This window comes from Bacillus sp. Xin1 (genome assembly GCF_013314535.1).
Lineage (GTDB): Bacteria > Bacillota > Bacilli > Bacillales > Bacillaceae_G > Bacillus_A.
This window is the reverse complement of the sequence record NZ_JABUAE010000035.1, coordinates 14,380-39,535: the sequence shown is the minus strand read 5'-3', so window position 1 is coordinate 39,535 and position 25,156 is coordinate 14,380. Positions and strand designations below refer to the sequence as shown.

Here is a 25,156-nt window from a genome sequence, read left to right as displayed (position 1 = left end):
GGAGAGGAAATAAAAAACGCCTTTTCTATAGAGAAAAGACGTCTTATCACGTTACTCTTATCTTTCAACACAATGTGTTGTAAGAATTAGCACCGTGCCCATTATGGGTCGGTTGCCGGGCTTCGTAGGGCTCATCCCTCCACCTGCTCTTGATAAGACATCAAATATTTAACTAGTTCGAATTATTCCACATTTACATAATGTTGTCAAACACTTTTTATAAAAAAAAATTCCTCATTACGAGGAATTTTAATGCGGTAAGAAAATCAACTGATAAGCAAACAAAATACCAAATACGTATACAAGTGGATGTACAGCACGGAATTGTCCTTTTGCCATTTTCATAAGAGGGTATGAAATGAATCCAAGTGCAATACCTGTTGCAATGCTTGATGTAAGTGGCATGCTTAAAATAACTAAGAATGCAGGGAATGCTTCTTCAAATGCATCCCAATCGATGTGACGCACAGATCCCATCATTAAGCTACCAACAATAATTAATGATGGAGATGTAATCGCTGGGACACCTGAAACAGCACCTACTAGAGGCCCGAAGAATGCAGCAAATATAAATAACACAGCAACTGTAATTGTTGTTAAACCAGTGCGTCCGCCGGCTGCCACACCTGCAGATGATTCAATATATGCTGTTGATGGTGTTGTTCCGAACATCGATCCAATTGTTGCTGAGAAAGAATCAGATAAAAGAGCTCGTCCTGATTTTGGAAGTTTACCGTCTTTCATAAAGCCACCTTGCTGGGCAACGCCAAGTAGTGTACCTGTTGTATCGAATAATGTAACAAGGAAGAGCGAGAATACAACGCCATATAATCCATAATTAATAACATCAGAAATAGCTGTAATTGGATTAGAAACAATAATTCCTTCTGGTAATCCAGGCATTGATGTAACGCCGTTTGAGAATGTTAATTGTCCTGTGAAATAAGCGATAATTCCTGTTAATAACATTCCGAAGAATAGTGCTCCGTTTACATTTAAAGACATAAGAATAAGCGTGATCCCAAGGCCAGCTAAAGCTAGTAGTACTGGAGCAGAATGAAGGTCTCCAAGTCCAACTAAGTTTGATTCATGTTTCACTACAATTCCTGTCATACGTAAACCAATAAAAGCAATAAATAAGCCAATACCAGCAGTAATTGCGTGTTTTAAGTTATCAGGAATAGCTTCCATTAATTTTGTACGGAAAGATGTGAATGATAGCAAAATTAAAATCATACCTGCTACGAATACAGCAGAGAATGCAATTGTAAATGTCATACCTTCATGTGCTTTTACAACAGAGTAAGAGAAATAAGCGTTAAGTCCCATACCTGGTGCGATTGCAATTGGTAAGTTTGTAAAGATTGCCATAAATAATGTTCCGACAACAGCTGCAATAATTGTCGCTGTAAATGCTTGTTCAAATGGAACACCCGCATCGCCAAGGATGATAGGGTTTACGACAATAATATATGCCATTGTTAAGAAGGTAATTATACCTGCCATAATTTCAGTTTTTATAGAAGTTTTATGTTTTGAAAGGTTAAACATATAAACATCCTTTCTGTTTACGAATGATAATCACAACAGTTATATATAATATTCGTTTTTTAAATGTTTTGCAAGCGTTTTGTATAAAAAGTTTATAACAATTCATATTTTATGTCTTAATTTCGAATGTTAATCAAGAAAATACTCTTATGTTTCGGGTTTTCCCTTCTTATAAGTACTTTTCATAATTGTGTACATCATAAGAAAGAGCAATGAAAAGGAGTTGAAAGATTCATGGCAGAACAAAAAAAGTTTTTAACGTTGCCACCGCAACACCAAAATAAACAGCCAGGAATAGAATCGATGATGGACCCTCTTCCGAAGTACGAGGATCCGAATTATCGTGGTAGTGAAAAGTTAAGAGGGAAAAATGTACTTATTACAGGAGGGGATAGCGGAATTGGGAAGGCAGTATCCATTGCTTTTGCAAAAGAAGGAGCAAATATTGCGATTGCTTATTTAGATGAAATGGAAGACGCAAATGAGACAAAAAGCCTTGTTGAAAACCAAGGTGTGAAGTGTATATTATTTCCGGGTGATTTAAGCGATGAACAACATTGCCAACAAGTTGTGAAGGAAGCTACTTCTCAGTTAGGTGGCTTAAATATTGTTGTAAATAACGTTGCACAGCAATATCCGCAGCAAAGTTTAGAATACATTACAGCAGAGCAACTTGAAAAAACATTTCGCATTAACATTTTTTCTTATTTTCACGTTACAAAAGCCGCTCTTGCACACTTAAAAGAGGGCGATGTAATTATAAATACAGCTTCTATTGTTGCATATGAAGGAAATGAACAGCTTATTGATTATTCCGCAACAAAAGGAGCAATTGTTGCTTTTACACGTTCACTCGCAAAATCTTTAGTACAAAAAGGGATTCGCGTAAATGGTGTTGCACCAGGTCCGATTTGGACACCGCTTATTCCAGCAAGTTTCGATAAGAAAAAGGTAGCTGAATTTGGAAGTAATGTTCCAATGAAGCGACCTGGTCAACCATACGAATTGGCACCTGCATATGTATATTTAGCTTCAGGAGATTCCACATACGTATCAGGACAGATTATTCATGTAAATGGTGGTGTAATTGTAAATGGGTAAAAATAAGAGGGAGGCGCTTTGTATTTTCATTCATAAGAATAGAACTCATAGTAAAAGCTAATTGTACTCTCATATATTATGGTCAATTTTAAAGGGGGATGCTTGGGGGGATATGAATGAAAAAGATATGTTTCGTTGTAATACTCTTTTTCTGTCTGCCAATTAGCACTTTTGCTAGTAGCGATCATTTAATACTAATTAACCTTAAAACAAATCAATTATCTTTTTTTGAAAATGGAAACTATGTAAGAACTTTTCCTGTTACAACTGGAAAGCGCCAAACTCCGACTCCTGAAGGTACGTTTTGTGTCATTAATAAATATAAAAACAAAGAATATCACCGTAAGAAGATTCCAGGTGGTGCACCGAATAATCCACTTGGAACAAGGTGGCTCGGTTTAAATGAAAAAGAATATGCAATTCATGGTACAAATCGAGAAGGAACCATTGGAGGAAGGGAATCAAATGGTTGTATTCGCATGCATGATCGCGATATACAATGGTTATATGACCGGGTATCGTTACAAACAAAAGTCATTATTTCGCAGTTTTACACATCTCCAGAATATGCAGCGCATCAGCTCGGGTATCGTGTTATAAGCTGGAATGGACGAATAATAGAAGAAGAACAAATTGGAACATTGACACTTGTGGATCGCATGAATATATTTTGGCAGGAACCTAATGGTCAATTTACGGAAGTAAAAACGGTATTGCCAAATGAACGATATGCTGTTTATTCCCGAGGGAAAAATGGCAGCTATTATATAGGAAATAATTTGTATATTATGGATGAAACAGGGGAGAAAATTCGTTATGAACAAGTTCCTTATTCCATTTTAGGGAATATTTATAAACGGAAATATAATGTACCATAAAAGCTATCGTAAATAGACGATAGCTTATTTACTGTATAAAGAAAAGGCGAAAGACCTTTCTTTTGGGGTGGGAGAGAGGAGAGGATCCACCGGTGGCTAGAAGCGGCCAGTGCTTTTTTAACCCCATGCCGTGTTAAAACAAAGAGAGCGAATGAGTGGAAATCTCCATTTGTTTTCATAGCCGCGATGTATAGGATGGAAATATGGCAAAGTGTAAATTAGCCTGCCCAATCGCAACTATTTTGTTCTTGTGAATATAATACAGTACAGATTGGGGGGCGGGCATGTTATGAGAAAAGGGAATAGTCAATTTGCATTTAAAATCTTTTTGTTAACGAATTGTTTATTTATTATTTATCTGTACGTATCATTTATGTTTGATTTTTACATTACCTTTATTGATTTAATACTTTTAGTTGGCTTTATTTGGTCCTTTGTTGAAGCAAGGGAAGGAGAAGATGGAATATATCGCTGGGTAACATTATTTGGAAGCGTTTTTATATTGATTTTGTATATGACGCTGATGCATGATGCTTGGAAATATGGGGTTGTTATGATATAGAAGCATACCTTTAGCGGTATGCTTCTATATCTTTAGGCGTTGGAAGATAAGCGATTGTGCCATAGTTTGTACATATTATATATGAAAGAAAAATCCCCATCTCAAAAATGGATGGGGATTCATGTATTAATATTTCGGTCTAAACGTCTGGCAGCATGTTTCAACACTTGTTGTTGCAGAGCTTTCAAGTGTTTCGCTTGTTAAGGCCGAATTTGTATAAGAGTCAGTATTTGATTGATTCGTGTTTTGATCATCAGGCTGAACAAAGATTGAAGTTGCTTGACAAAAGTTACCTTGTCCCCAAAATGAACAATTGGAAACAGAGCAGCGTACTTCTGGCATAAAAATCCCCCTCCTTATACATTAGTGTGGAATTTTACACACGTTTCATGTATAGAAGGAGTTTCCTTTTCTCGTTACTTTGTGTTTTCCTTAAACCATTTCTCAAAATCTTCTTTTGACTGTTCGCCGTGAATACGACTTACTTCTTTACCATCTTTAAAATGAATAATCGTTGGTGTTCCTTTAATTTTATACTCATCCCAAGTTGGGTTGTCGTTTAAAATATCAATAACTTTCATATCAATGTTCATGTCTTTCGTCATTGGAACAACAACAGGGGTAACTTTTTCACAGTGTACACAACCTGTTTGATAGAAATAAATCGTTTGTTCTTTCTTCTCTTCATTATTCTTACGGATCTCATCAGAAGAAATTTTATTTGTATAATAACTTTTCTCTTTATTTGATTCCATTTTCGTTACAGCAAAAATAGCCGCAAATAAGACGATAATAATACCGCCGAAGATAAGCATTTTTTTCATGATTTCATCTCCTTATTTGTTTTTAATTACAATAAAACTACAAATTGCAATCGTGATAAATCCGATAAGTGCTAAAAACGGGATTGTGACGAATCCAAACCAATTTATATATTGTCCCGTACAAGGCACGCGGCCACAAGCTGCTCCTGCTTCTGAGAATGCGGAAACTTTTTGAATCGCATAATGATAGAGCGAAATACAGGCACCGATACTTGCAATTGGTAAAGAGTATGTAGCAATGCGGTAGTCTTTTTTTACAAGTGCAATGCCAAGCCATAAAACAAATGGATACATAAAAATACGTTGATACCAACAAAGTACACAAGGCTCAAACTTCATAATTTCAGAAAAATATAAGCTTCCAAGTGTCGCAATAAAAGAAGCCCCCCAAGCAGCAAGCAATGCATATTCTTGTTTTGTTTCACGTGTCATGTTTTTTACCTCTCTTATAATAGTTACATACTAAATTATAGTATGAAGAGGACAAGAAAATAAAGAGAAAATATTTTTATCAAGGAAAGTTTTATGAGGAGAAAACTTGGAAATGAAAAAAACAAGGTGTATACACCTTGTTTTTAAGGGCGGTTTACAGCTTTTGTTACATTGAAAAATTCTTGAATTGCTTCTTTATTTGTTTCTTGATTCATTTTTAAGACGGAACCAGCATGTTCGATAAAAGCTGATTCATATTCTTTATCAATTGGAATTCGCATTGTTTCCATTTTATCAATGGGCTGAAACAGAATACTATTTCCAAGTGTAAATAGAGCTCCTATATCTAAGTTTGTTTTTATATATGGGGAGAGTTCGCGTGCCATTATTGGTAAACTCAGTGCCCCATCTATAGAGTGAACCTTATCAGTAAGCGTTCGCTTTAATGCTTGCAGTACTTCTTGTTGCCGTTTCACCCGGCCAAAATCACTTTCAGTATCATGACGAAAACGGGCATATTTTAATAAATCTTTGCCATGAAGAGCCTGCACGCCTGGTTGTAAATGTAATCCCATATCATCGATTATTGTTTGTGTAACATTTACGTCAATCCCTTCAGGTGCGACAGTATCTACAGTTTTTACAAATGCTTCAAAATCAATCGTAACGTAATGAGAAACATCGATTCCAAAATTATGTTGAATTGTCTTGCGTAATAATTCAGGACCGCCGTAATAATAGGCGGCATTGATTTTATTATATTTTTTATCATAAGAAGGAATTTCTACATAACTATCCCTCATAATAGAAGCGAGTTTTGCTGTATTTTCTTTTTTATTGTACTGGGCAATCATAATTGTATCGGCACGAGCTTGTCGTTCACCTCGTGAATCGCTGCCGAGGATTAACATATTCCATACGTCTTTTTCCTGTTTTACTCCGTGAAACGAATGAGGATTATTCGCCTTTTCACAACCGATAAGCAATATAATCATACAGAGAAATATGTACAAGGATTTATACAAATCATCACGTCCGTCCACTATTGATATATGTATTATGAACGAATAATTGGAAAAATATTCAAAAAGCGCTATTCTCGAGAGGGAGAATAGCGCTTCATTTACATTTGTACTTGATCTATTTCTTCTATATGTGACTTTTGTGAAGCATGATCGATATATTGAAATAGAAGTTGCAGCTGTTTGTCTACTTCTGGTAGTTCTTTTGCATATTTGTAAGCATGTAAAAAATGCTCGATTCGTTTAGAAAATAATTGATCGTCAGTTTGTACCATTAAAACAAGCAACTTATCCCAATTACAACAATACGTGTAATAGAGAGCTTTATCGTAGTCGTTATATGTGTGCATTGTGTACCCTCCTTACTGAGGAGTTATATATAGTGTACACCAAGCAAGAAGAAAAACACTTGAAAGAATTTGTTAAGGAAAATGTTATGTGAAAAATAAAAAACGAGGAAATTCCTCGTTTTTACGCGTTTGGCATTGGGGTAGGCGTTGGTTTTGCGTAGCCCTCTTTATATTTATTATCAATGTAGTTTCGAATTTCAAGAGTGGATTTTCCTTTTTGTTGCATCGATGCAGATTCGACCGCAATTTCTAAACAGTTTACGCAAGTCGTTGCGTGAGAATCCCACACAACTTCTCCACTTGGTTTAATTTCTTGGATAAAACAGTTTTTATTGTTTTTATGTCCCACACTTTCTCCGCATCCACAGTAACAAGGTATCCAATTTAATAATTCGGCATTTTTTCCTGCAACTGCATAGATATCCTTCATTTGTGGATCTAGTTTGTCCAAAAATGTTGGGAGCGTGTCAATCCCTTTTGTTATTTCTTGGATGTCACCTTGCTGAGAATGGGAAGCGTGTTCTTCGTGTTCTTCTTTAGGTTCAGAAGATTGTTGTTTGTCTGCAACGCTGCATCCAGAAAGCACAAGACTGCTTATTACAAGTAGAGAGAATAGATATTTTTTCATCTGCATTTCCCCTTTGTTTTTGTGTTAGTAAAATTGTATCAAACTCTCTACTGCTTTCCTATGGAGAAGTGTTGTTTTGTTTGGTTTTCAAGCGCCAACGAATCGAGTGCCATAGAAAAAGGATAGGGATATAGACATATACAATGTATATACCCGTCTGGGATAAAACTGTATTTAATGTGTTGATACTTTCTCGGTTTGTAAAAAATAAGGAAGCAATGTATACGACAAGAATAAAAAAAGGTAGCGTGATATTAAATGGGATACGGAATGAACGCTTCATAGACTGACAAGAGGACCATATTGTTAAACAAAGATTTGGTAAAATGATAAGAAACCATACAAAAATAATAATATATTCAAACCGCTGAATAAAAGAGATTTTAATAATTTTTAACATCGTTAACGTAGGCCAAATTGTATGCTTGAGTAGTCCTTCACTATAGTACATAAAAGAGATAAGCGCTAAAAGTACATAAAGAATGGTTGTGAAAGCAACACCGCCATGTGCCCATCTTTTTAAAGATTTTCCTTTTTCAATAAGTGGATAAAAGAAAAGGAGCGCTTCAAATCCTAGAAATTCTAACGCAGAGTCTTTCGCTGATTTTGCAATATCTAAAGGTGAATGAGTAAGAATCGGTAAAATATTACGAAAGTGTGCGTATTTCATTGGGAAAACTAAAAAGAACAATACGAAAATAGGTAGCACAATTCCCCAAAAACACATCCCTGCTACAGAACGGAACCCACCTTTTATAATATAGTAAGTGACTAATAAAAAGATTAAAGTTAGTTTCCATAATTTAATGGTCGGAAATACCCAAACTTGAATTACTTCGACATATGTACGAAGGACAGTGAGACAAAATAATAAAAAATAAATCGTAACAAGCAAAGAAAATAAGGAACCGATCCATTTTCCAAAGCATGTTGTATGAATATTGATGAGGTCGTTATCTTTTTCCAACATTTTTAGCATACAAAACAATACAAAGTGAGTTGCAATTCCAGCGAGAATAAGGGAAATCCAAGCGTCATAACCGGCACTTTTTGCAATAATGCGTTGATAACCTAAAATTCCGATTCCAACTTGAAGAGAGTGAATCAAAAAAAATACGAAGTAAGGGGAAACAGTTATTTCTTTACTGGTTGTATCCATCTTATCACCTCACTATTCTCCGATACCAGATTGTACAACGTTAACATCAGCTTCCATATTAATATCGATAGATGGATACATTGCTTGAATTTGTTGTATGCTCCATTTTCTTGACCGACTTCTAATTTGTTCGCGTATTCCTAAAGGGGCTATTTTTTTTTGCTGAAATTGTTGAATCAATTTTTGAGACTGATTTTTAATATTTTGCTCTACTTGATTTTTTATAGAGTGTATATTTTCCTTTTTTGATAAATCAAGCCAACTAGGGGAGCTTTTTATTAATCCGTTTAATTTTAAACGGATGGTTACTTTAGGAGTAGCGCCTGTTTGATCAACATGATAGTCACTTTTTCCGGATAAATTTTGTGCTACGACAAAACCTTTATGATTATCTTTTTTTATTTGTGCTTCATAACGACCATTTTTAGTCGGATTAAGGAACAATTTTACTAAAAAAGAGTCTTTTTTATCGGTATACATCATCACTTTATCATCTTTTAAAAAAGCAAGACCTTTTACAGAAACTGCGCGATCCTTATCGATTTGAATGTAAGGAAGAAATGGATCGCATACAAATGAATAATAATCGTATAAAAAAATATTCAGAGCTGTCCGAGGAATATTTTCATTCATTATATTTTGTTCAAGTAAGTCAACTAGATACAATGAACCGTTTGATGTGACATGTTTTAGAAGTTCTTCAACTGAACCATCTACAAGTGCTAATTGTACATCTCGCCCAATATTAGGATCGCGTTGTAAATTATTGATGATTTCATCAATTCCATATGAACCCATAGATTTTCCAAATAACACGACACGCATTTGCCCTAAAACAACATTGTGAGGTGATTTTGCATTTAGACGAGAAGCAATCGTTTCAAGAGATCTTGCAGTGGTTGACTGAGTTTTTGGTTTTGTTTTTACACCAAGCGTGTAGTCAGGATATAAGATAGTACCTTGAAATTTTTTATCTTTTGTTATATCAAATCCAGCTATGTGAATGATTCTTTGCGTATCTACTATATTTGTTTGCGTACAAGCGGTTTGGAAGCATAACAGCACCGTTATGAATAAAATTAGAATGTTTCTCATTTTTCTCCACCATCATGTTTTCTTTTTGCTTGGCTTGGGCTATAGCGCCAATTTGATTTGGGGCGCAAAAAAGAAGGTCGCTGAGCTGTTTGACTAAACGGCCAGCGAATGAAACCTTCTGCTGAACCGAAACCACGAAATGGATATAAGGGTAATAAGTAAGGTGATCCAAGTGATTTTAAATGCAGTAAATGTGCCAATATAAAAACAAATCCTACAATAAGACCAAGTCCTCCGAAGGCCCCCGCTAAAAGGATGAGTGGGAATCGGAGTAAACGAATGGTAGTAGACATTTTCACAGTTGGTGTTGTAAAAGAAGCAAGTGCGGATAAAGCCACAGCGATTAACAGGATTGTACTTGTTAAGGCTGCTTCAACAGAAGCTTGTCCGATTACAATTCCACCAACGATACCGATTGTTTGCCCAACTTTTGTAGGTAAGCGGGCGCCGGCTTCGCGCAATAACTCAATTGTAATTTCTAAAAAAAGTGCTTCTAGGATTGGAGGAAAGGGTACATTGGCTCTAGAAAAAATAATGGGTCCTAGCAAGTCTGCTGGAATCATTTGATAATGAAATGTTAATACAGCTGTATAGATTGCTGAGGAAAATAGAGAAAATATAGCCCCAAAAAAGCGAATCAATCTGAAAGCTGAGCCGATCATCCATGGCAAATAGTAATCCTCTGGTGAAATGAAAAAATCTAATAGTGTTGTCGGTCCAGCTAATGCATAGGGAGAATTGTCTGTTAAAATTAACACTTCACCATTGATTAAAGCAAATACAGCTCGATCAACCCGCTCTGTTGGTAAGAGTAAAGGAAAGGGTGAGTTACTATTATCACTAATAAATTGTTCAATCATGGTTGCATCAAAGGGGACGTCGAAATCGATGTCCTCTAAACGTTGTGTCGTAGTTTTAACATGCTGCTCATTCGTAATTCCGTCTATATAGGCCACTACAACTTTTGTCTTGGATATAGATCCAACAACAATTTCTTTAAAAATTAATTGCTCTGTTACAATACTGCGGCGTAATAAATGTAGATTTGTATCAATATTTTCCACAAAACCAACTTTTGGTCCAATTACGCTATATTCATTTTCTGTATCATTATATAAACGCTTACCAAGGACGGTACTTTCTGCTCGAACTAGAGCATATTGTACAGCTTGTGATATATTTTGTAGTTTAACGAGCACATATCCCCCCAATAACTTTTCACGAATATCGTCAATGGAAGGTGAGATAACAATGTCTTCAATAGAGACGATGTTAGTTAAGTCAGCGATGTCTTGAATATGTTCTAATTGCTTTTTGATAGGCGTTAAAATAAATTGTTTAATGATAAGTGCTTCTACGACAGATTTATAATAAAAAAGACACAGTGCACTGTTTTCTGTAATTTTGTAAGAAACAAAATCAGTAGATTCCTTCATCGTATGAATAAATTCTGGAATGGTACAGCTTGTTTTCTTGTTTTTTGCTTTAGCATTTTTTCGTGATAAGCCAAACATATTTTTCACTCCTTTCCCTTATATGGAATGTTCTCGTTAGTTTTTGGGGAAGGCGGAATTTTATACAGGAAACATAAAAAAACTGTCCAAAAGTTAGACAGTGTGTGCCTTTTGAACAGCTTTTTCGATATTGAAAGCATGAAACAAAATATTAAAGAATTCTTACTGTTATCGTTTGTATTTGAAATGATAGATGTCAATATGGGTTTTGCTTTTATGAGTACGTATGACTCCTTCACAACACTATTCTTTACGAAAGATGAAAATATTAAGCGCATTGCTCAATCGATGAATTGGGAAGCCATAATATGTAACGAACAAACATATATTCACTGGTATTTTTAATAAAGGAACTTCCATCTCAGAAGTTCCTTTCATTTTTATAAAAATTGATAGTATCATTTAACAGAGCTAGTTCATACAATTCATCGTAGTAAGGAAGTAATGGTTGCTCTTCACATTTGCTGAGAGAGGGCAAGCAGTTGCTCACGGGCCCTAGAAATATGTGGGTGAAATTGAATTGTTGCATTTTCACGCGTTCTTTTTACATTTTGGATGGCCCGCTGTAGTAAAGAATCGAGATGTAAATGAGATGGTTGTATTTCTTTTGCAATGGCAGTTCCGGCAACGGTTCCTTGTGCCATGGCGACCTTCGCGCTTTCAATACCTGTAATATTCCCAGCAACATATAGACCAGGAAGCGGTGTAGCCATTGTTTCATTATGAAGCGGAACATGCCCGCCAAGTTCTTCGATGTAATGAAAAGGGCATCCAGCGACAGCTGCTAATTCTGCTAGTGGATAAAGCCCACCAGCAATACAGACAAAATCAACAGGACGTATTTCTTCAGTTCCAGGAATGATCTCTCCATCTGATGTAATCGTAGCAATCTTCACAGCTTGGGCTTGCTTGTCTCCAATAATTTCAACGGCAGCTTTTCGCAAATGAAGCGGTACATTCCAAATTTTCATTCCTTGCTTTGGATAAAATTGAATGGCTAATTTTCGCATTGCATGCTGTTTCATAAAGCGGCTCCCAATTTTTAATAAAGGGGAGGGAGCGATGTGAGCAACGTGAAGCAAAGAATTCAAAACATGAAGCGGTTGTGCACTTTGTTTTGTTACTGTATGCTTCGGTGGTAAAACGATGCTGTCAATTTCCAGTCCAGCAAGCTGTAATTCATGCATAATCGCAAATGATAATATATTTGCCCCAATAATGATTCCTTTATTACCGACTTTGACGCGGTGTACATTCGTCATAACTTGTGCAGCCCCAATGGACATAACGCCGGGCAAGGTCCAGCCGGGAAGCGGAGTTGGGAACTCAGCTGCTCCTGTTGCAAGAAGAACGTATTTTGTTTGGAAGGTACCGATATTTGTATGAACAGCCCATTCATTTTCATTTTTTTCTAAATCATGTACGGTTACACCGCATTCAATAGGAAGTGCTAAGTCTTGTAACTGTTTTTGTAGTTTCTTTGTTTCTTCTATACCATTCCACCATGTACCGTTTGGTTCTTGATGAAGTTGCCCAAGGAGGCGCCCTCCAGGTTTTATAAATTCGTCAAAAACTCTCACTGATAGTCCATATGTTTTGCAGGCGATGGCTGCACATAATCCCGCAGGACCAGCGCCGATAATAATCACATCAATCATATGTGATCCTCCTTTTTTAAAGGAGTAGGTTGCTGCAAGCCACTTTGTACTACCATTTGATCTTCAACTACAGTCATGCATGCACGCACATTTGGTTTGCCATTTATTGTGACGCGGCATTCAAAGCAATGGCCAATATTACAATAAATAGAGCGCGGGGCTCCTGTTTCTTCATGAACACGGAAAGTCCGAATGTTATTGGCGAATAGGGAAGCGGCAACTGTTTCGCCAGCGATTCCTTCATACTTCGTTCCGTTAAATGTAAAAGAGATGGTTTTGCTGTCTGATAGGTTACCGAGAATTGGGTGATGAATGATACGATTACTCATGTTCTATCACCTAACAAGTCAAAGGTAATGGGACGAACCGGCGGTTGATGTTTTAATGGCTGATGGTTCTGTTCCCGGGATGATATAAAGCTTTCTAGTGCACATCTACATGTTCGACCCCCGCAAAATCCCATTCCCGCTCGGGTACGTAGTTTTAATTCTCGTGTAGAGCAGTTATATGTGTTCGCTGTATGAAGCAGTTCCTTGTATGTTACTTCTTCACAACGACAAATGACAAAATCGTCTGCAATGTTCATGACAAATCCCCCTTGTTAGATTGGTTGTTTGCTAATTTATATGCAAAATACATGCCAATCTAGACAAAGATTAAAATGGGATGCTTAATTTTTTCATGCGATTATATAAGGTTGCCCGTGTAATCCCAAGACGTTTCGCACAAGCAAGTTTATTGCCATTTTCTAATTCAAGTGCATGTTGAATGATATTTCGTTCATATTTGTTTAAAGCATCATCAAGTAATTCGCCTTCTGTTATATCTACTCTAAGAGGAACCGGCGGTTGTTCTTTTTGTGTTTTTGTAGAGAAGGGAAGGTCTTCTCGTTTTATGATTCCATCTGTCGCAAAAACAACGAGCCGTTCAATGGCATTACGCAGTTCACGAATGTTTCCAGGCCATGTATGCTCAAGCAATTCATACATAACGTCTTGCGGAATACTTTGAATTGGACGATTATATTGAATCGAAAACTCATATAAGAAAGAGTGGATGAGCTCCACAATATCTTCTTTTCTTTCGCGTAGTGGCGGTACATCAATACTTACAACGTTTAAACGATAAAATAAATCTTCACGAAATTTTCCTTTCGCAATTTGTTCTTTTAAGTTTCGATTTGTAGCGGCAATAATATGAAAATCAGCATGTAATTCTTTTATACCACCTACGCGATAAAAGGTTTTATCCTGCAGGACCCGAAGGAGTTTTACTTGCATTTCCATTGGCATTTCACCAATTTCATCTAAAAATAAGGTGCCCCCTTTTGCTAACTCAATTTTTCCTTTTTTTCCTTTCTGATCAGCTCCAGAAAAAGCTCCTTTTTCATAGCCAAAAAGTTCACTTTCAAATAGTGATTCAGGAATTGCACCGCAGTTAATAGAAATAAACGGAGCTTGTGCATTTTCACGCGCTTCATGAATTGCTTTTGCAAATAGCTCTTTTCCAACGCCGCTTTCTCCTAAAATGAGTACAGTTGATTTTGTTGTACATATCTTTTTCGCAGTTTTAATTGTTTGTTGTAGTGTGGAGCTGTTTCCTTTAATCGCATGAAAGGGATTAGCAGGCGGTGTTAATTTAGCAACTTGTTTTTCTAATTGATGCATCTTGGTAGAAACAGAGAATAGTTCCTGATTGAGCCGAACTTGGCTCGTAATGTCTGTTTCGGATACAACAGCTCCAATAATTTTATTGCGCAAGTAAATGGGATTGGAGTTAATGAGTACAATTAAATCTTCTCTCGGTTGATGTTGATGTTTATGTAGTGAGCGACCTTCTTGTAGTGTTTTTAATATTTCTAGCATGTCTTCATGAAAAAATGCTGTAATTGGTTTTCCTAAAATATCCTGTCGTCTTACGGAAAAGATTGCTTCTGCCCCATTTGTCCACACATTGACATTCTCCTGATCGTCAATGACGGTAACTGAAGCATCGGTTGTTTTGATAACGGTTTCAAAATAAGCTTGTAAATATTCATAAGACTGAAAAATAGTTTCAGCTAGCATAACAGCTGTAATAAAACCAATTGGTTTATGAGAGGCATTTGTAAAAACAACTGCATGATAGTTTTTTAGTTTCTTTAATATATGTGAAATAGAAGAATAGTAGGAAGTTGTATAGCAAGATTGATACGTACCGTCAGCAGTAAGCATGTATATATCATTGTTTCTTTTGATTAGAACGGTTGTATCTTTATGATTTGTATGATTATTTTGTTGCCACTCTTCTAGCGATGGAAAGAAGAAAAAATTTGTATTCATAAGTTGATCTATAGAAGGGAGTTCGATTGTCATACTAAAGCCTCCTTATTGGATTGACTGTAAGTTTTTTATACACTATTTCATTATTTTTACACATTTTTAAAGTGAATGTAAAATGTTTTTCGGAAAAGTTAAATAACTGTTTTCGTATGCTATTTGAAGACAATGATTTAAGTACTTTAAAAAGTAAAGAGATGAAGTGAGGGGCAGAAAATCTTTGCTAACGATCGTTTTCTATTAAGTTGGCATTTTAATTGCAAGTAAAAGAATGTACGAACATGAAAAAGTGATGGCCGCTATAAGTTTCACTTTATAAATAGAAAAGAGGGGAAGCCATGACAAAGCATTGTGATGTTCTTATCATTGGCGGAGGCATTATTGGAAGTGCAATTGCTTATTACGTTTCAAAATGCGGGAGAGAGGTGACGTTACTAGAAAGGGGAGAACTTGCGAGTGGTACATCCTCGCGGTGTGATGGGAACATTTTAGCGATTGATAAAGATCCTGGGTTTGATAGTCAAATGTCTCTTGAGAGTCAAAAACTTGTTGATCAACTAGCGAAAGAATTACGTCACTCTTTTGAGTACCGAGCACCAGGCAGTATTTTAGTATGTGAAAGTGAAGAAGAGATGATTGCTGCAGAGAAATGGGTAAAGTGGCAAAAAGAAGTAGGTTTACCATTTCGAATGTTAGACAGGCAAGATATTCGGCAGGAGTCACCGTATTTTGCTGATGATTTATTAGGTGGATTAGAGTGTGCAACGGACTCGACTGTTAATCCGTATTTATTATCGTTTTCTTTGCTTGATGAAGCGAAAAGGCAAGGAACAGATGTGTATCTTCATACAGAAGTAAGCCGTATTCGAAAAGATGTAACTGGTATGTTTGTTGTTGAAACAAATAAAGGGACATTTACAGCGAATAAGGTCGTAAATGCAGCGGGAGTATGGTCGCCTGTTATTGGTGATATGCTCGATGTGAAAATTCCAATTCAGCCGAGAAAAGGTCATATTATCGTAGCTTCAAGACAAGAGCCAGTTGGAATGAGAAAAGTAATGGAGTTTGGTTATTTACTTAGTAAGTTTGGGGGCACACGTCATGTGGACGAGGAAATAGAGAAATATGGAGTTGCTCTTGTATTTGAGCCGACAGAAAGTCAAAATTTCTTAATTGGCAGCAGCAGGCAGTTTGTCGGTTTTCAAACGAAGGTAGATTCAAATGTTATCAAGTGTATTGCGAAGCGAGCGATTCGCTTTTATCCGAAGATGGCAGATATGTTGCTTATTCGAACATATGCAGGGCTACGTCCGTGGACAGCAGATCATTTGCCAATTATTTCTCATGTCGAAGAGGTGCCAGGTTTTTATATTGCTGCGGGTCATGAAGGGGATGGAATTAGTTTGGCAGCCATTACAGGAAAGCTTATTGCGGAAATGATTGAGGGGCAAAAGACAACCGTACCGATTGAATCACTAAGCCACAATCGCTTTCAAGAAAGGGTGGAACGTGTGTGAAAGTAAAAAAAGTGTTTACGACAATTGATACGCATACAGGTGGAAATCCAACAAGGACAGTCATAAATGGTCTTCCGAAGTTAGAAGGAAATACAATGTCAGAAAAGATGTTATTTATGAAAGAAAAGTATGATTGGATTCGGACATTTCTTATGTTTGAGCCACGCGGTCATGATGTGATGTCTGGGGCTTTATTAACAGATCCATGTGACCCAGAAGCTGATGTGGGTGTTATTTATATAGAAACAGGCGGATATTTACCAATGTGTGGTCACGATACAATTGGCGTTTGTACGGCTTTAATTGAAACGGGTATGGTTGAGGTGGAAGAACCGTATACCCATATTAAATTAGATACACCGGCCGGCCTTGTTACAACGAAAGTGCATGTGGAAAACGGAAAAGCAAAAGAAGTAACATTTTGTAACGTGCCTGCTTTTTTATTAAAGTCTGTAGAAGTACATATCGAAAATATAGGGAATGTACAATGTGATATTGCCTATGGTGGTAATTTTTATGCAATTACAGATGCGAGAAAGCTAGGTGTGCAACTAACAACAGATAACTCTACAGAGATTATAGAAACGGCGATTCAAATTCGTGATGCCATTAATGCAACCGTGCAAATTTCACATCCGGAATTTTCTTTTATCGAAGGAGTGACGCACGTCGAATTTTTTTGTGACCCAACGGACGAACGTGCTGATGTGAAAAATACAGTAATTGTACCACCGGGCGGGATTGATCGTTCGCCGTGCGGGACAGGAACATCAGCTAAGCTTGCTACATTATACGCTCATCAGAAGATTGATAGGGAAGAGTTATTTGTACATGAAAGTATTGTCGGTTCGCTATTTAAAGGGAAAATCGTTAGAACGACTCATGTAGGGGGAATTGAAGCTGTAATTACAGAAATTACTGGATCAGCATGGATGATGGGGATGCACCAATTTTTATATCATGAGGAAGACATCTTAAAAGATGGATTTATTCTTATTCCACCGATGGAAGGGCATTGATGTAACCATATTTAAACTAGCTAAATAACAGGAGAAATGGAAGACGGGGGAGATTGAATGAAGTTCGCAAAAGCGATTACAACAGTTGATGCACATATGACTGGGGAGCCACTACGCCTCATTATGAACGGCGTACCTCTATTACAGGGAAATACTTTGCAAGAAAAGCAAAAAGAATTAGTTGAAAACTATCAAACATTTCGAAGAATTCTTATGCAAGAGCCGCGTGGTCATGCAGCGATGAACGGTTGTATGATTGTACCACCTTGTTCAAAAAAAGCTGATTTTGCAGCGTTGTTTATGGATGCAAATGAATTTACTTCTAGTATAGAAGAGTTTGTGATGATAGCTGCTGTTGTTATGGTGGAAATGGGAAATGTGCAAATAAAAAATGATGTAGTAGCGGTGGAAACAATTGATGGGATATTTTCTATGAACATCTGTATGGAAGATGGAGAGATACACGCTGTTTCATTACAGAAAAATTGTGAATACGAACTTCAACATCATGCTTCTCAATCAGTCGTTTCATTTGGGTCCAATGAACACTACGTAATCAGTCATACAAAGCATTTAGGCGTCAAACTAGCTATGGATGAGTTTATAGAATTAAAGAGCTGGGCACATAGGGCAAGAACGTCATTATCATCTGAATGTAGTAGCATTTTAATAGATGCGGCGCAGATTGAAGAGAAACGCTTTAAAACGATGGTGCAGAAGAAGAATGGACTTGTAAGCCGCTCTCCCTATGTGAGAGCAACCTGTGCATGTTTGGCACTCTTTAAAGAAGAAGGTATGTTGCAAGAAGGAGAGAGTTTGCAACATGAAAATATTACGGGCGGGACATATGAAGCAAAACTGATGGAATACACAAAAAGCGCCATGACAGTACAAATTACAGGAAGGGTTTTTATTACAGGAATGCATCAATTTTTATTAGATCCATCTGATCCGCTGGCGGACGGCTTTATTATAGTGGGTTCATAAAGAAAAGGAAGAGTAGCTGTCTCTTCCTTTCTTTATGTCTAGCTTGTCTTTTTTTGTTTGATGGACTGTATTAATTTCATCATTTCAGCTCTTATATCTTCTCTTTTCACATTTAATTTTTCGGCAATTTGTTTGACATGCATGCCATCTTTTTTCATTTGTAATACATCATTGAACGGTGTATTACTTTTTTGTGCAATGATGGTTAAAACTGCGAGGTGACGCAAGTGAAGGTGGTTATCTTCCATTGTTTTTTTCATTTGTTCTGGAGTCGATTTTTGCATTTCAGCTATTTTTTGTAGTAATGCTGCTTTCATCTCTTTACTCATATGATGTTTATGCATTTTCTTTGGATCCACACCAAAATGTTTCGCTGTTTCTTTCCAAGATTTATTTTGTTTATAGTACGATAAAACGTCATTGATATCTTTTTTACTTATTTTCGCAATGTGTGCAGCTTTCCAAATTTCATGTTTGTTGTAACCTTGTTTTTCTAATGACTGGATTTGTTCTTCTGAAATTATTTTATGGTGATGCGCCGTAAACTCTTTTTGAGTAGCGGCAGAAGTAGGGAAGACTGCCATTCCGCATAAAAGTCCTGTTGCTAAAATGCTTGCTATTACTTTTTTGTACATATAGATTCCTCCTAAGTAAATGAAATGGAAAACTTTACACATAGGATGTCCCGAAGTTGTGGAGAAGTTGTGAAGAACTCGTGAACATTGCAAGTTTTTCTGCAATGTAACAAAAAAAGTTTTTTGTTAGTTTCACAACATAAAACATTGATTAATGGTAGAAAACTGCGTTATAATCGAAATTGAAAATCAATATCAATAACAGATGTATACATATAGATAAGAATAAGGGAGAGAAACATATGACTACATATACTTCCATTGCAAATATCATTAAAGAAAGACGTTCCATTCGTACATTTACAGATAAAGCAGTAGAAAAAGAATTATTAATTGAATTATTAAATGATGCAACATGGGCACCAAACCATCAACATCGTGAGCCATGGAAATGTAAATTATTTATTGGTGAAGGTCGCCAAAAGTTAGTAGATGCTGTATTAAATTCTTTTACAGAAGAAGAAAGAGCAAAACGAGGTAAAATTTTATCAGATCGTTTTCTAAGTACACCAGCTCAAATCGTTGTATATATGGATGAAGATCCACGTCAAATTCAGCGTGATGAAGACTACGCGGCAGTATGTGCATTTATGCAAAACTTCCAACTACTAGCTTGGGAGCGCGGACTAGGTTGTGTTTGGAAATCAGGCGGACTGAATTATAATCCTTTATTTATAGTAGGACTTGGGTTAACAAAAGGACAACGCATTGTTGGAATTCTTCATATTGGTTATTTTGATAAGAAGCCAGAAGGAAAAGCGCGTACGCCGATTACGGAGAAGCTTGAAATTATTGAAGGGTAATAGGTGAAGATGAGAAGCTGGATGCAAATGGTTTGAAATTTGTGTTTGGCTTTTTTGTTGTTTTTATGAATTATGAAGAAAATTGCTGATATAAGTGAAGAACAGACTATCTATTTTTCATCATTTCTCATGAAAGCTCGTTTCCCTTCATACACTTTCTTAAGGGAAAGTGTAAGGAGGGAAAATAATGAGAGCTAATGATGATAAAGCACTGCAATATGCAATCGCTGAAATTACTGAAATCGCAACTGGATTTGGGCTGGATTTTTATCCGATGCGCTATGAAGTATGCCCAGCGGAAATTATTTATACATTTGGTGCATATGGAATGCCGACACGGTTTTCGCATTGGAGTTTTGGAAAGCAGTTCTTCAAAATGAAGCTGCATTATGATTTGGGACTTAGTAAAATATATGAGCTTGTCATCAACTCAGACCCGTGTTATGCGTTTTTACTCGATACCAATTCATTGATTCAAAATAAATTGATTGTAGCACATGTATTAGCACACTGCGATTTCTTTAAAAATAATATTCGCTTCTCAAATACGAAGCGCGATATGGTTGAAAGCATGGCAGCAACGGCAGAACGTATTAAAGCATATGAACATAAATATGGAAAAAAAGAAGTAGAAACATTTTTAGATGCGGTATTAGCAATTCAAGAACACATTGATCCATCGCTTATGCGGCCAAAGCTTGCATGGAGTATCAATGACTTAGAAGAGGAAGAAGTAGAAAAGAAACGAGTTTCACAGTATGATGACTTGTGGGATTTAGATGATAGAAATAAAAAACGAGAACGCCCAAATATATGGAAGAAAAAGAAAATTCCGCCGCAGCCAGAGAAAGATCTCCTTCTCTTTATTGAAGAATATAGTAGAGAGTTAGATGAGTGGCAACGTGATATCTTAACGATGATGAGAGAAGAAATGTTATATTTTTGGCCGCAACTAGAAACGAAAATCATGAACGAAGGCTGGGCTTCGTACTGGCATCAGCGTATCCTTAGAGAAATGGATTTAACGTCCGGTGAAGCAATCGAATTCGCAAAGTTAAATGCAGGAGTTGTACAGCCGTCCAAAACAAGTATTAATCCATATTATCTTGGTATCAAAGTCTTTGAAGATATTGAAGAACGTTACAATAACCCAACAGAAGAGATGAAACGACGAGGTGTAAAGCCAGGGTCGGGTCGTGACAAAATCTTTGAAGTTAGGGAAATCGAATGGGATGTCTCCTTTCTTCGAAACTACTTAAATAAAGAACTTGTGATGAGGGAAGATATGTACTTATTCCAGCGCCAAGGGAAAGAGTATAAAGTTATTGATAAAGAGTGGGAACATGTACGTGACCAGCTTGTAAATATGAGAACGAATGGTGGATTCCCATACTTAGTGGTAGAAGATGGAGACCATTTAAAGAACGGTGAACTGTATATTAAACATTGTTATGAAGGAATTGAGCTTGATTTAAAATACTTAGAGAAAGTGCTGCCGTACATTCATCAGTTATGGGGAAGAACGGTTCATATGGAATCTAATGTTGAGAATAAAGGTGTTGTCTTTTCGTATGACGGAAAGATGGTGCACAGGAAGTATGTGTGAGGCCGCTGGGATCAGCGGTTTTTTTATGATCAGTTTGTTTCAATTTGGTGAACAAGTATAAAGTTTGAGGCTTATATATTGTCATTATATTTTTTTGTGTTTATTGTATACCTATACGGGTATATGTAATTTGGAGTTTATATATATCCGTAGCAGTAATCAAAAATAGTTGTGGAGGTTAGGGAAATATGAGTAAAAAAATCATCGTAGTCGGTGGAGTTGCCGGCGGAGCATCAGTAGCAGCACGTCTTCGTCGTTTAAGCGAAGAGGATGAAATTATTATGTTTGAGCGAGGGGAATATATTTCTTTTGCAAACTGCGGATTACCGTATTACATTGGCGGTGTAATTCAAGAAAGACAGAAACTATTAGTGCAAACCGTTGAAAAGATGTCAAAGCGTTTTAATTTAGATATACGTGTATTAAGTGAAGTGATAAAGATTAATAAAGAAGAAAAAACAATTATTGTGAAAAATGTAATGACAAATGAAACATACGAAGAATCTTATGATGTTTTAATTCTTTCACCAGGATCAAAACCAATTGTGCCGCCTATTCCAGGAATTGAAACAGCAAAGGCATTGTTTACATTACGGAATGTACCAGATACAGATCGTATTAAAGAGTATATTGATGAGAAGAAACCACGCCATGCGACTGTCATTGGCGGAGGATTTATTGGAGTTGAAATGGCAGAAAATTTGAGAGAAAAAGGAATAGATGTGACGCTTGTTGAGATGAATAATCAAGTCATGCCACCAATTGATTATGAAATGGCCGCATATGTACACGAACATATGATAAAGCATGGCGTTCAGCTTATTTTTGAAGACGGAGTAGAGGCTTTTGAAGAAGATGGGGCAGTCGTACGCTTAAAAAGTGGCTTGAAAATCAATACAGATATGATTATTCTATCTATCGGTGTCGGGCCAGAGAGTCGTTTAGCAAAAGAAGCAGGGTTAGAACTTGGAGTAAGAGGAACAATTAAAGTAAATGAAAAACTACAAACTTCGGATTCATCTATTTATGCGATAGGTGATGCGATTGAGGTAAAAGATTTTGTAACAGAAACAGAGACAATGATTCCATTAGCATGGCCAGCAAATCGACAAGGGCGTCTGTTAGCAGATATCATTCATGGGCATACAGAGTCTGTATACAAAGGAACGATGGGAACATCGATTGCGAAGGTATTTGAATTAACAGTTGCTTCAACAGGAGTAAATGAAAAGGTATTGCAGCGTTTAAATATACCCTATGAGGTAGTGCATGTACAGGCAAATTCTCATGCTGGTTATTATCCAAATGCACATCCTGTTTTATTAAAATTGATTTTTAATAAAGAATCAGGAGAAATTTATGGTGCGCAGGCTGTTGGACGTGACGGTGTAGATAAACGAATTGATGTCATTGCAACGGCAATGAAAGCGAAGCTAAAGGCATTAGATTTACCGGATTTGGAATTAGCATACGCACCGCCGTATTCTTCTGCAAAAGATCCAGTAAACATGTTGGGGTATGCTGCAAGTAATATAATTGAAGGGCTTGTAGATACAGTGCAGTGGCATGAGATTGATCGTATTGTCCAAAATGGTGGATATTTGATTGATGTTCGTGAACCAAATGAGTTAAAACAAGGGATGATTAAGGGTTCAGTTAATATTCCATTAGATGAATTACGCGAAAGATTGGATGAAATTCCAGTAAATGAAGAAATATATATGACATGCCAGCTCGGTATGAGGGGCTATGTTGCTGCACGTATGTTAATGGAAAAAGGGTATAAGGTGAAGAATGTCGATGGTGGTTTTAAATTGTATGCAACGGCTTTGCCAGACCGGATTGTATATAAAGTAAAATAGTGCTTTACAAAATACCCTTAAGGGTATAAGATGGTTTGTGAAGGTGAATCAAAATCTTACTACAGTAAGTATTTCTTTAAATAAAGCATATTTTAGAAAATATTGAGGTGATTGGGCATTGGAATACAATCAAGATATTAAAAATAGGCTGAAGCGAATAGAAGGGCAAATTCGTGGTGTTCTTCGAATGATTGAAGAAGAAAAAGATTGTAAAGAGGTAATTACACAATTAACTGCGTCACGTTCTGCTATGGATCGCGCAATTGGATTAATTGTCGGAACAAATTTGGAAAAATGTTTGCGAGAACAATTTGCAAAAGGTGATACATCCAATGAAGATCTAATTAAAGAGGCTGTACAATTACTTGTGAAAAGTAGATAATCTGTCAAACGAATGTGTTGACAGATTTTTAAAACACTATTTTATACCCATGTAGGTATATAGATTCTTTAGGAAACAATTGGAGTTAGAACATAGGATGTTAAATTTTTTTAAATGAAAATATACCGTATGGGGTAATGGAGTGGTGCCCTATCATTATAAGCAAAAGATGTTGCTGAGAAACTTTTATTTTAGGTGTTCGTAATGAAGTAGAGTGTATGGATTGAAAAATAGAAGAAACAGATGGAGGTATAGAACATGAATGCAAAACAAGTATTAGATGTAACAAGCTTAGCATGCCCAATGCCAATCGTAAGAACAAAAAAAGCTATGGAAGCTTTACAATCTGGAGAAGTGCTAGAGGTTCACTTAACTGATAAAGGCGCGATAAAAGATATTCCAGCTTGGTCAAAAAAAGGCGGACATGAAGTATTACAACATGTGGAAGAAAACGGTGTGCTGAAGTTCTGGATTAAAAAGGCGTAAAAAAATAAGAGACTAATTGCATAGAAAAGGATTGGAGGAGATGATGGATGAGCGTAACTGTAGTATTCAATATTGTTTTAGCTATACTTGTTGCTTGGCTTATTATTTCTCGCTTTTTACCGATTAAGGGAGTTAAAAATATAAGTGGGAAAGAGCTAAAAGATTTACTTCATAAAAAGAATAAACAATTCATTGATGTTCGCACACAAGGTGAATTTAGAGGGAATCACATTCAAGGATTCCGAAATATCCCATTAAATGAGTTAGTGCAAAAAGCGAATCAGTTAGATAAAAGTAAAGAAGTAATTGTGATTTGCCAAAGTGGAATGAGAAGTAAACGCGCAGTAAAAGTGCTGAAAAAATTAGGATTTCAACATATTACGAATGTTTCGGGCGGTATGAATGCTTGGAATTAAGGAGGAAATGACAAATGAAAGAAATGACAGCTAAAGAATTAGAAAATAAATTTATGAATCATGAAGTATTAAATATAATTGACGTTCGTGAAGTAGAAGAAGTAGAGGAAGGGAAAATTCCAGGAGCTCTTCATATTCCGCTTGGGTTATTAGAATTTCGCATGCATGAATTAGATAAAAACAAAGAATATATTATGGTATGTCGCTCTGGTGGGAGAAGTTCACGAGCTGCTCAGTTTTTAGAAAGCAATGGTTTTAAGGTTATAAATATGACTAGCGGTATGTTAGATTGGGAGGGTGAAACAGAATAACATCGTACGATGAAGAGTTCTTTAATAAAGGATATTTTAC

29 protein-coding genes and 1 riboswitch are annotated in these 25,156 nt (G+C 36.4%); of the genes, 14 read left to right on the top strand and 15 right to left on the bottom strand.

Going from position 1 to position 25,156, the window contains the following annotated elements; all coding sequences use genetic code 11:
- Positions 1 to 54: 54 nt before the first annotated feature.
- Positions 55 to 159: riboswitch (SAM riboswitch) on the bottom strand.
- Positions 160 to 249: 90 nt separating this feature from the next.
- Entirely contained in the window at positions 250 to 1,551 is a 1,302-nt protein-coding gene (locus HRG09_RS22355) for an NCS2 family permease (protein WP_174103007.1), read from the bottom strand.
- Between the two features lie 234 nt (positions 1,552 to 1,785).
- On the opposite strand from HRG09_RS22355, the gene HRG09_RS22350 reads away from it, so the two are divergent.
- From HRG09_RS22350 to HRG09_RS22340, 3 genes are all read left to right on the top strand, one after another.
- Entirely contained in the window at positions 1,786 to 2,652 is an 867-nt protein-coding gene (locus HRG09_RS22350; protein ID WP_174103006.1) for an SDR family oxidoreductase, read from the top strand.
- Between the two features lie 116 nt (positions 2,653 to 2,768).
- Positions 2,769 to 3,530: a L,D-transpeptidase gene (locus HRG09_RS22345; RefSeq protein ID WP_174103005.1), complete on the top strand. Its 762-nt coding sequence runs from the start codon at positions 2,769 to 2,771 to the stop codon at positions 3,528 to 3,530.
- A gap of 289 nt (positions 3,531 to 3,819) precedes the next feature.
- Complete coding sequence (locus tag HRG09_RS22340; protein WP_174103004.1) at positions 3,820 to 4,092, top strand: hypothetical protein; 273 nt, start codon at positions 3,820 to 3,822, stop codon at positions 4,090 to 4,092.
- 126 nt (positions 4,093 to 4,218) lie between these two features.
- Here the strand turns inward: HRG09_RS22340 and HRG09_RS22335 are convergent, their stop codons facing one another.
- The 9 genes from HRG09_RS22335 to HRG09_RS22295 all read right to left on the bottom strand — a co-directional run bounded on the left by HRG09_RS22335 (position 4,219) and on the right by HRG09_RS22295 (position 11,116).
- Positions 4,219 to 4,434 carry a DUF1540 domain-containing protein gene (locus HRG09_RS22335; protein WP_174103003.1) on the bottom strand — a complete coding sequence of 72 codons (216 nt, stop codon included), beginning with the start codon at positions 4,432 to 4,434 and terminating at the stop codon, positions 4,219 to 4,221.
- Between the two features lie 74 nt (positions 4,435 to 4,508).
- Positions 4,509 to 4,916 carry a thioredoxin family protein gene (locus tag HRG09_RS22330; protein WP_174103002.1) on the bottom strand — a complete coding sequence of 136 codons (408 nt, stop codon included), beginning with the start codon at positions 4,914 to 4,916 and terminating at the stop codon, positions 4,509 to 4,511.
- 12 nt (positions 4,917 to 4,928) lie between these two features.
- Positions 4,929 to 5,348, bottom strand: a complete 420-nt coding sequence (locus HRG09_RS22325) for a disulfide formation protein C (protein ID WP_174103001.1) — start codon at positions 5,346 to 5,348, stop codon at positions 4,929 to 4,931.
- A gap of 143 nt (positions 5,349 to 5,491) precedes the next feature.
- Positions 5,492 to 6,373, bottom strand: a complete 882-nt coding sequence (locus HRG09_RS22320; protein WP_254610153.1) for an LCP family protein — start codon at positions 6,371 to 6,373, stop codon at positions 5,492 to 5,494.
- Positions 6,374 to 6,471: 98 nt separating this feature from the next.
- Positions 6,472 to 6,720 carry a YhdB family protein gene (locus HRG09_RS22315; RefSeq protein WP_174103000.1) on the bottom strand — a complete coding sequence of 83 codons (249 nt, stop codon included), beginning with the start codon at positions 6,718 to 6,720 and terminating at the stop codon, positions 6,472 to 6,474.
- Between the two features lie 121 nt (positions 6,721 to 6,841).
- Positions 6,842 to 7,348: a PCYCGC motif-containing (lipo)protein gene (locus tag HRG09_RS22310; RefSeq protein WP_174102999.1), complete on the bottom strand. Its 507-nt coding sequence runs from the start codon at positions 7,346 to 7,348 to the stop codon at positions 6,842 to 6,844.
- A gap of 58 nt (positions 7,349 to 7,406) precedes the next feature.
- Positions 7,407 to 8,507, bottom strand: coding sequence for a GerAB/ArcD/ProY family transporter (locus tag HRG09_RS22305; protein WP_174102998.1), 1,101 nt, complete (start codon positions 8,505 to 8,507; stop codon positions 7,407 to 7,409).
- A 12-nt stretch (positions 8,508 to 8,519) separates the two neighbouring features.
- Positions 8,520 to 9,602, bottom strand: a complete 1,083-nt coding sequence (locus HRG09_RS22300; RefSeq protein ID WP_174102997.1) for a Ger(x)C family spore germination protein — start codon at positions 9,600 to 9,602, stop codon at positions 8,520 to 8,522.
- A complete protein-coding gene (locus HRG09_RS22295; protein ID WP_174102996.1) occupies positions 9,599 to 11,116 on the bottom strand; it encodes a spore germination protein in 1,518 nt (505 codons plus the stop codon). The genes HRG09_RS22300 and HRG09_RS22295 overlap by 4 nt, the downstream gene beginning before the upstream one ends.
- 138 nt (positions 11,117 to 11,254) lie before the next feature.
- Here HRG09_RS22295 and HRG09_RS22290 point away from each other — a divergent pair, with 138 nt between their 5' ends.
- On the top strand, positions 11,255 to 11,461 hold the full coding sequence (locus HRG09_RS22290) for a DUF2711 family protein (protein WP_254610152.1): 207 nt from the start codon (positions 11,255 to 11,257) through the stop codon (positions 11,459 to 11,461).
- Positions 11,462 to 11,571: 110 nt separating this feature from the next.
- On the opposite strand, the gene HRG09_RS22285 is transcribed toward HRG09_RS22290, so the two are convergent.
- From HRG09_RS22285 to HRG09_RS22270, 4 genes are all read right to left on the bottom strand, one after another.
- A complete protein-coding gene (locus tag HRG09_RS22285) occupies positions 11,572 to 12,774 on the bottom strand; it encodes an NAD(P)/FAD-dependent oxidoreductase (RefSeq protein WP_174102994.1) in 1,203 nt (400 codons plus the stop codon).
- A complete protein-coding gene (locus HRG09_RS22280; protein WP_174102993.1) occupies positions 12,771 to 13,103 on the bottom strand; it encodes a (2Fe-2S)-binding protein in 333 nt (110 codons plus the stop codon). Before HRG09_RS22280 ends, HRG09_RS22285 begins: the two co-directional genes overlap by 4 nt.
- Entirely contained in the window at positions 13,100 to 13,360 is a 261-nt protein-coding gene (locus HRG09_RS22275) for a (2Fe-2S)-binding protein (RefSeq protein WP_174102992.1), read from the bottom strand. The genes HRG09_RS22280 and HRG09_RS22275 overlap by 4 nt, the downstream gene beginning before the upstream one ends.
- 70 nt (positions 13,361 to 13,430) lie before the next feature.
- Complete coding sequence (locus HRG09_RS22270) at positions 13,431 to 15,128, bottom strand: sigma-54 interaction domain-containing protein (protein WP_174102991.1); 1,698 nt, start codon at positions 15,126 to 15,128, stop codon at positions 13,431 to 13,433.
- Between the two features lie 302 nt (positions 15,129 to 15,430).
- Here HRG09_RS22270 and HRG09_RS22265 point away from each other — a divergent pair, with 302 nt between their 5' ends.
- From HRG09_RS22265 to HRG09_RS22255, 3 genes are read left to right on the top strand one after another with little or no spacing between them, the layout of a single operon-like run.
- Positions 15,431 to 16,609: an NAD(P)/FAD-dependent oxidoreductase gene (locus HRG09_RS22265; protein WP_174102990.1), complete on the top strand. Its 1,179-nt coding sequence runs from the start codon at positions 15,431 to 15,433 to the stop codon at positions 16,607 to 16,609.
- On the top strand, positions 16,606 to 17,628 hold the full coding sequence (locus HRG09_RS22260) for a proline racemase family protein (protein WP_174102989.1): 1,023 nt from the start codon (positions 16,606 to 16,608) through the stop codon (positions 17,626 to 17,628). Before HRG09_RS22265 ends, HRG09_RS22260 begins: the two co-directional genes overlap by 4 nt.
- Before the next feature lie 57 nt (positions 17,629 to 17,685).
- Positions 17,686 to 18,615 (top strand): proline racemase family protein, encoded by a 930-nt coding sequence (locus HRG09_RS22255; protein ID WP_174102988.1) that lies wholly within the window; start codon positions 17,686 to 17,688, stop codon positions 18,613 to 18,615.
- 38 nt (positions 18,616 to 18,653) lie between these two features.
- Here HRG09_RS22255 and HRG09_RS22250 read toward each other — a convergent pair whose 3' ends face one another.
- Positions 18,654 to 19,250 carry a hypothetical protein gene (locus tag HRG09_RS22250; RefSeq protein ID WP_174102987.1) on the bottom strand — a complete coding sequence of 199 codons (597 nt, stop codon included), beginning with the start codon at positions 19,248 to 19,250 and terminating at the stop codon, positions 18,654 to 18,656.
- A gap of 242 nt (positions 19,251 to 19,492) precedes the next feature.
- Here HRG09_RS22250 and HRG09_RS22245 point away from each other — a divergent pair, with 242 nt between their 5' ends.
- The 7 genes from HRG09_RS22245 to HRG09_RS22215 all read left to right on the top strand — a co-directional run bounded on the left by HRG09_RS22245 (position 19,493) and on the right by HRG09_RS22215 (position 25,116).
- A complete protein-coding gene (locus HRG09_RS22245; RefSeq protein WP_174102986.1) occupies positions 19,493 to 20,053 on the top strand; it encodes a nitroreductase family protein in 561 nt (186 codons plus the stop codon).
- A gap of 187 nt (positions 20,054 to 20,240) precedes the next feature.
- Positions 20,241 to 21,659: a stage V sporulation protein SpoVR gene (spoVR, locus tag HRG09_RS22240; RefSeq protein ID WP_174102985.1), complete on the top strand. Its 1,419-nt coding sequence runs from the start codon at positions 20,241 to 20,243 to the stop codon at positions 21,657 to 21,659.
- A 188-nt stretch (positions 21,660 to 21,847) separates the two neighbouring features.
- Positions 21,848 to 23,521: a CoA-disulfide reductase gene (gene cdr, locus HRG09_RS22235; RefSeq protein ID WP_174102984.1), complete on the top strand. Its 1,674-nt coding sequence runs from the start codon at positions 21,848 to 21,850 to the stop codon at positions 23,519 to 23,521.
- A gap of 118 nt (positions 23,522 to 23,639) precedes the next feature.
- Positions 23,640 to 23,903 (top strand): metal-sensitive transcriptional regulator, encoded by a 264-nt coding sequence (locus tag HRG09_RS22230; protein ID WP_174102983.1) that lies wholly within the window; start codon positions 23,640 to 23,642, stop codon positions 23,901 to 23,903.
- 258 nt (positions 23,904 to 24,161) lie between these two features.
- The gene (locus HRG09_RS22225; RefSeq protein WP_174102982.1) at positions 24,162 to 24,389 is read left to right on the top strand and encodes a sulfurtransferase TusA family protein; all 228 of its coding nucleotides are present in this window, start codon (positions 24,162 to 24,164) and stop codon (positions 24,387 to 24,389) included.
- A gap of 47 nt (positions 24,390 to 24,436) precedes the next feature.
- Positions 24,437 to 24,805 carry a rhodanese-like domain-containing protein gene (locus HRG09_RS22220; RefSeq protein WP_174102981.1) on the top strand — a complete coding sequence of 123 codons (369 nt, stop codon included), beginning with the start codon at positions 24,437 to 24,439 and terminating at the stop codon, positions 24,803 to 24,805.
- 14 nt (positions 24,806 to 24,819) lie between these two features.
- The gene (locus HRG09_RS22215; RefSeq protein WP_174102980.1) at positions 24,820 to 25,116 is read left to right on the top strand and encodes a rhodanese-like domain-containing protein; all 297 of its coding nucleotides are present in this window, start codon (positions 24,820 to 24,822) and stop codon (positions 25,114 to 25,116) included.
- The last annotated feature ends 40 nt before the right edge of the window (positions 25,117 to 25,156 follow it).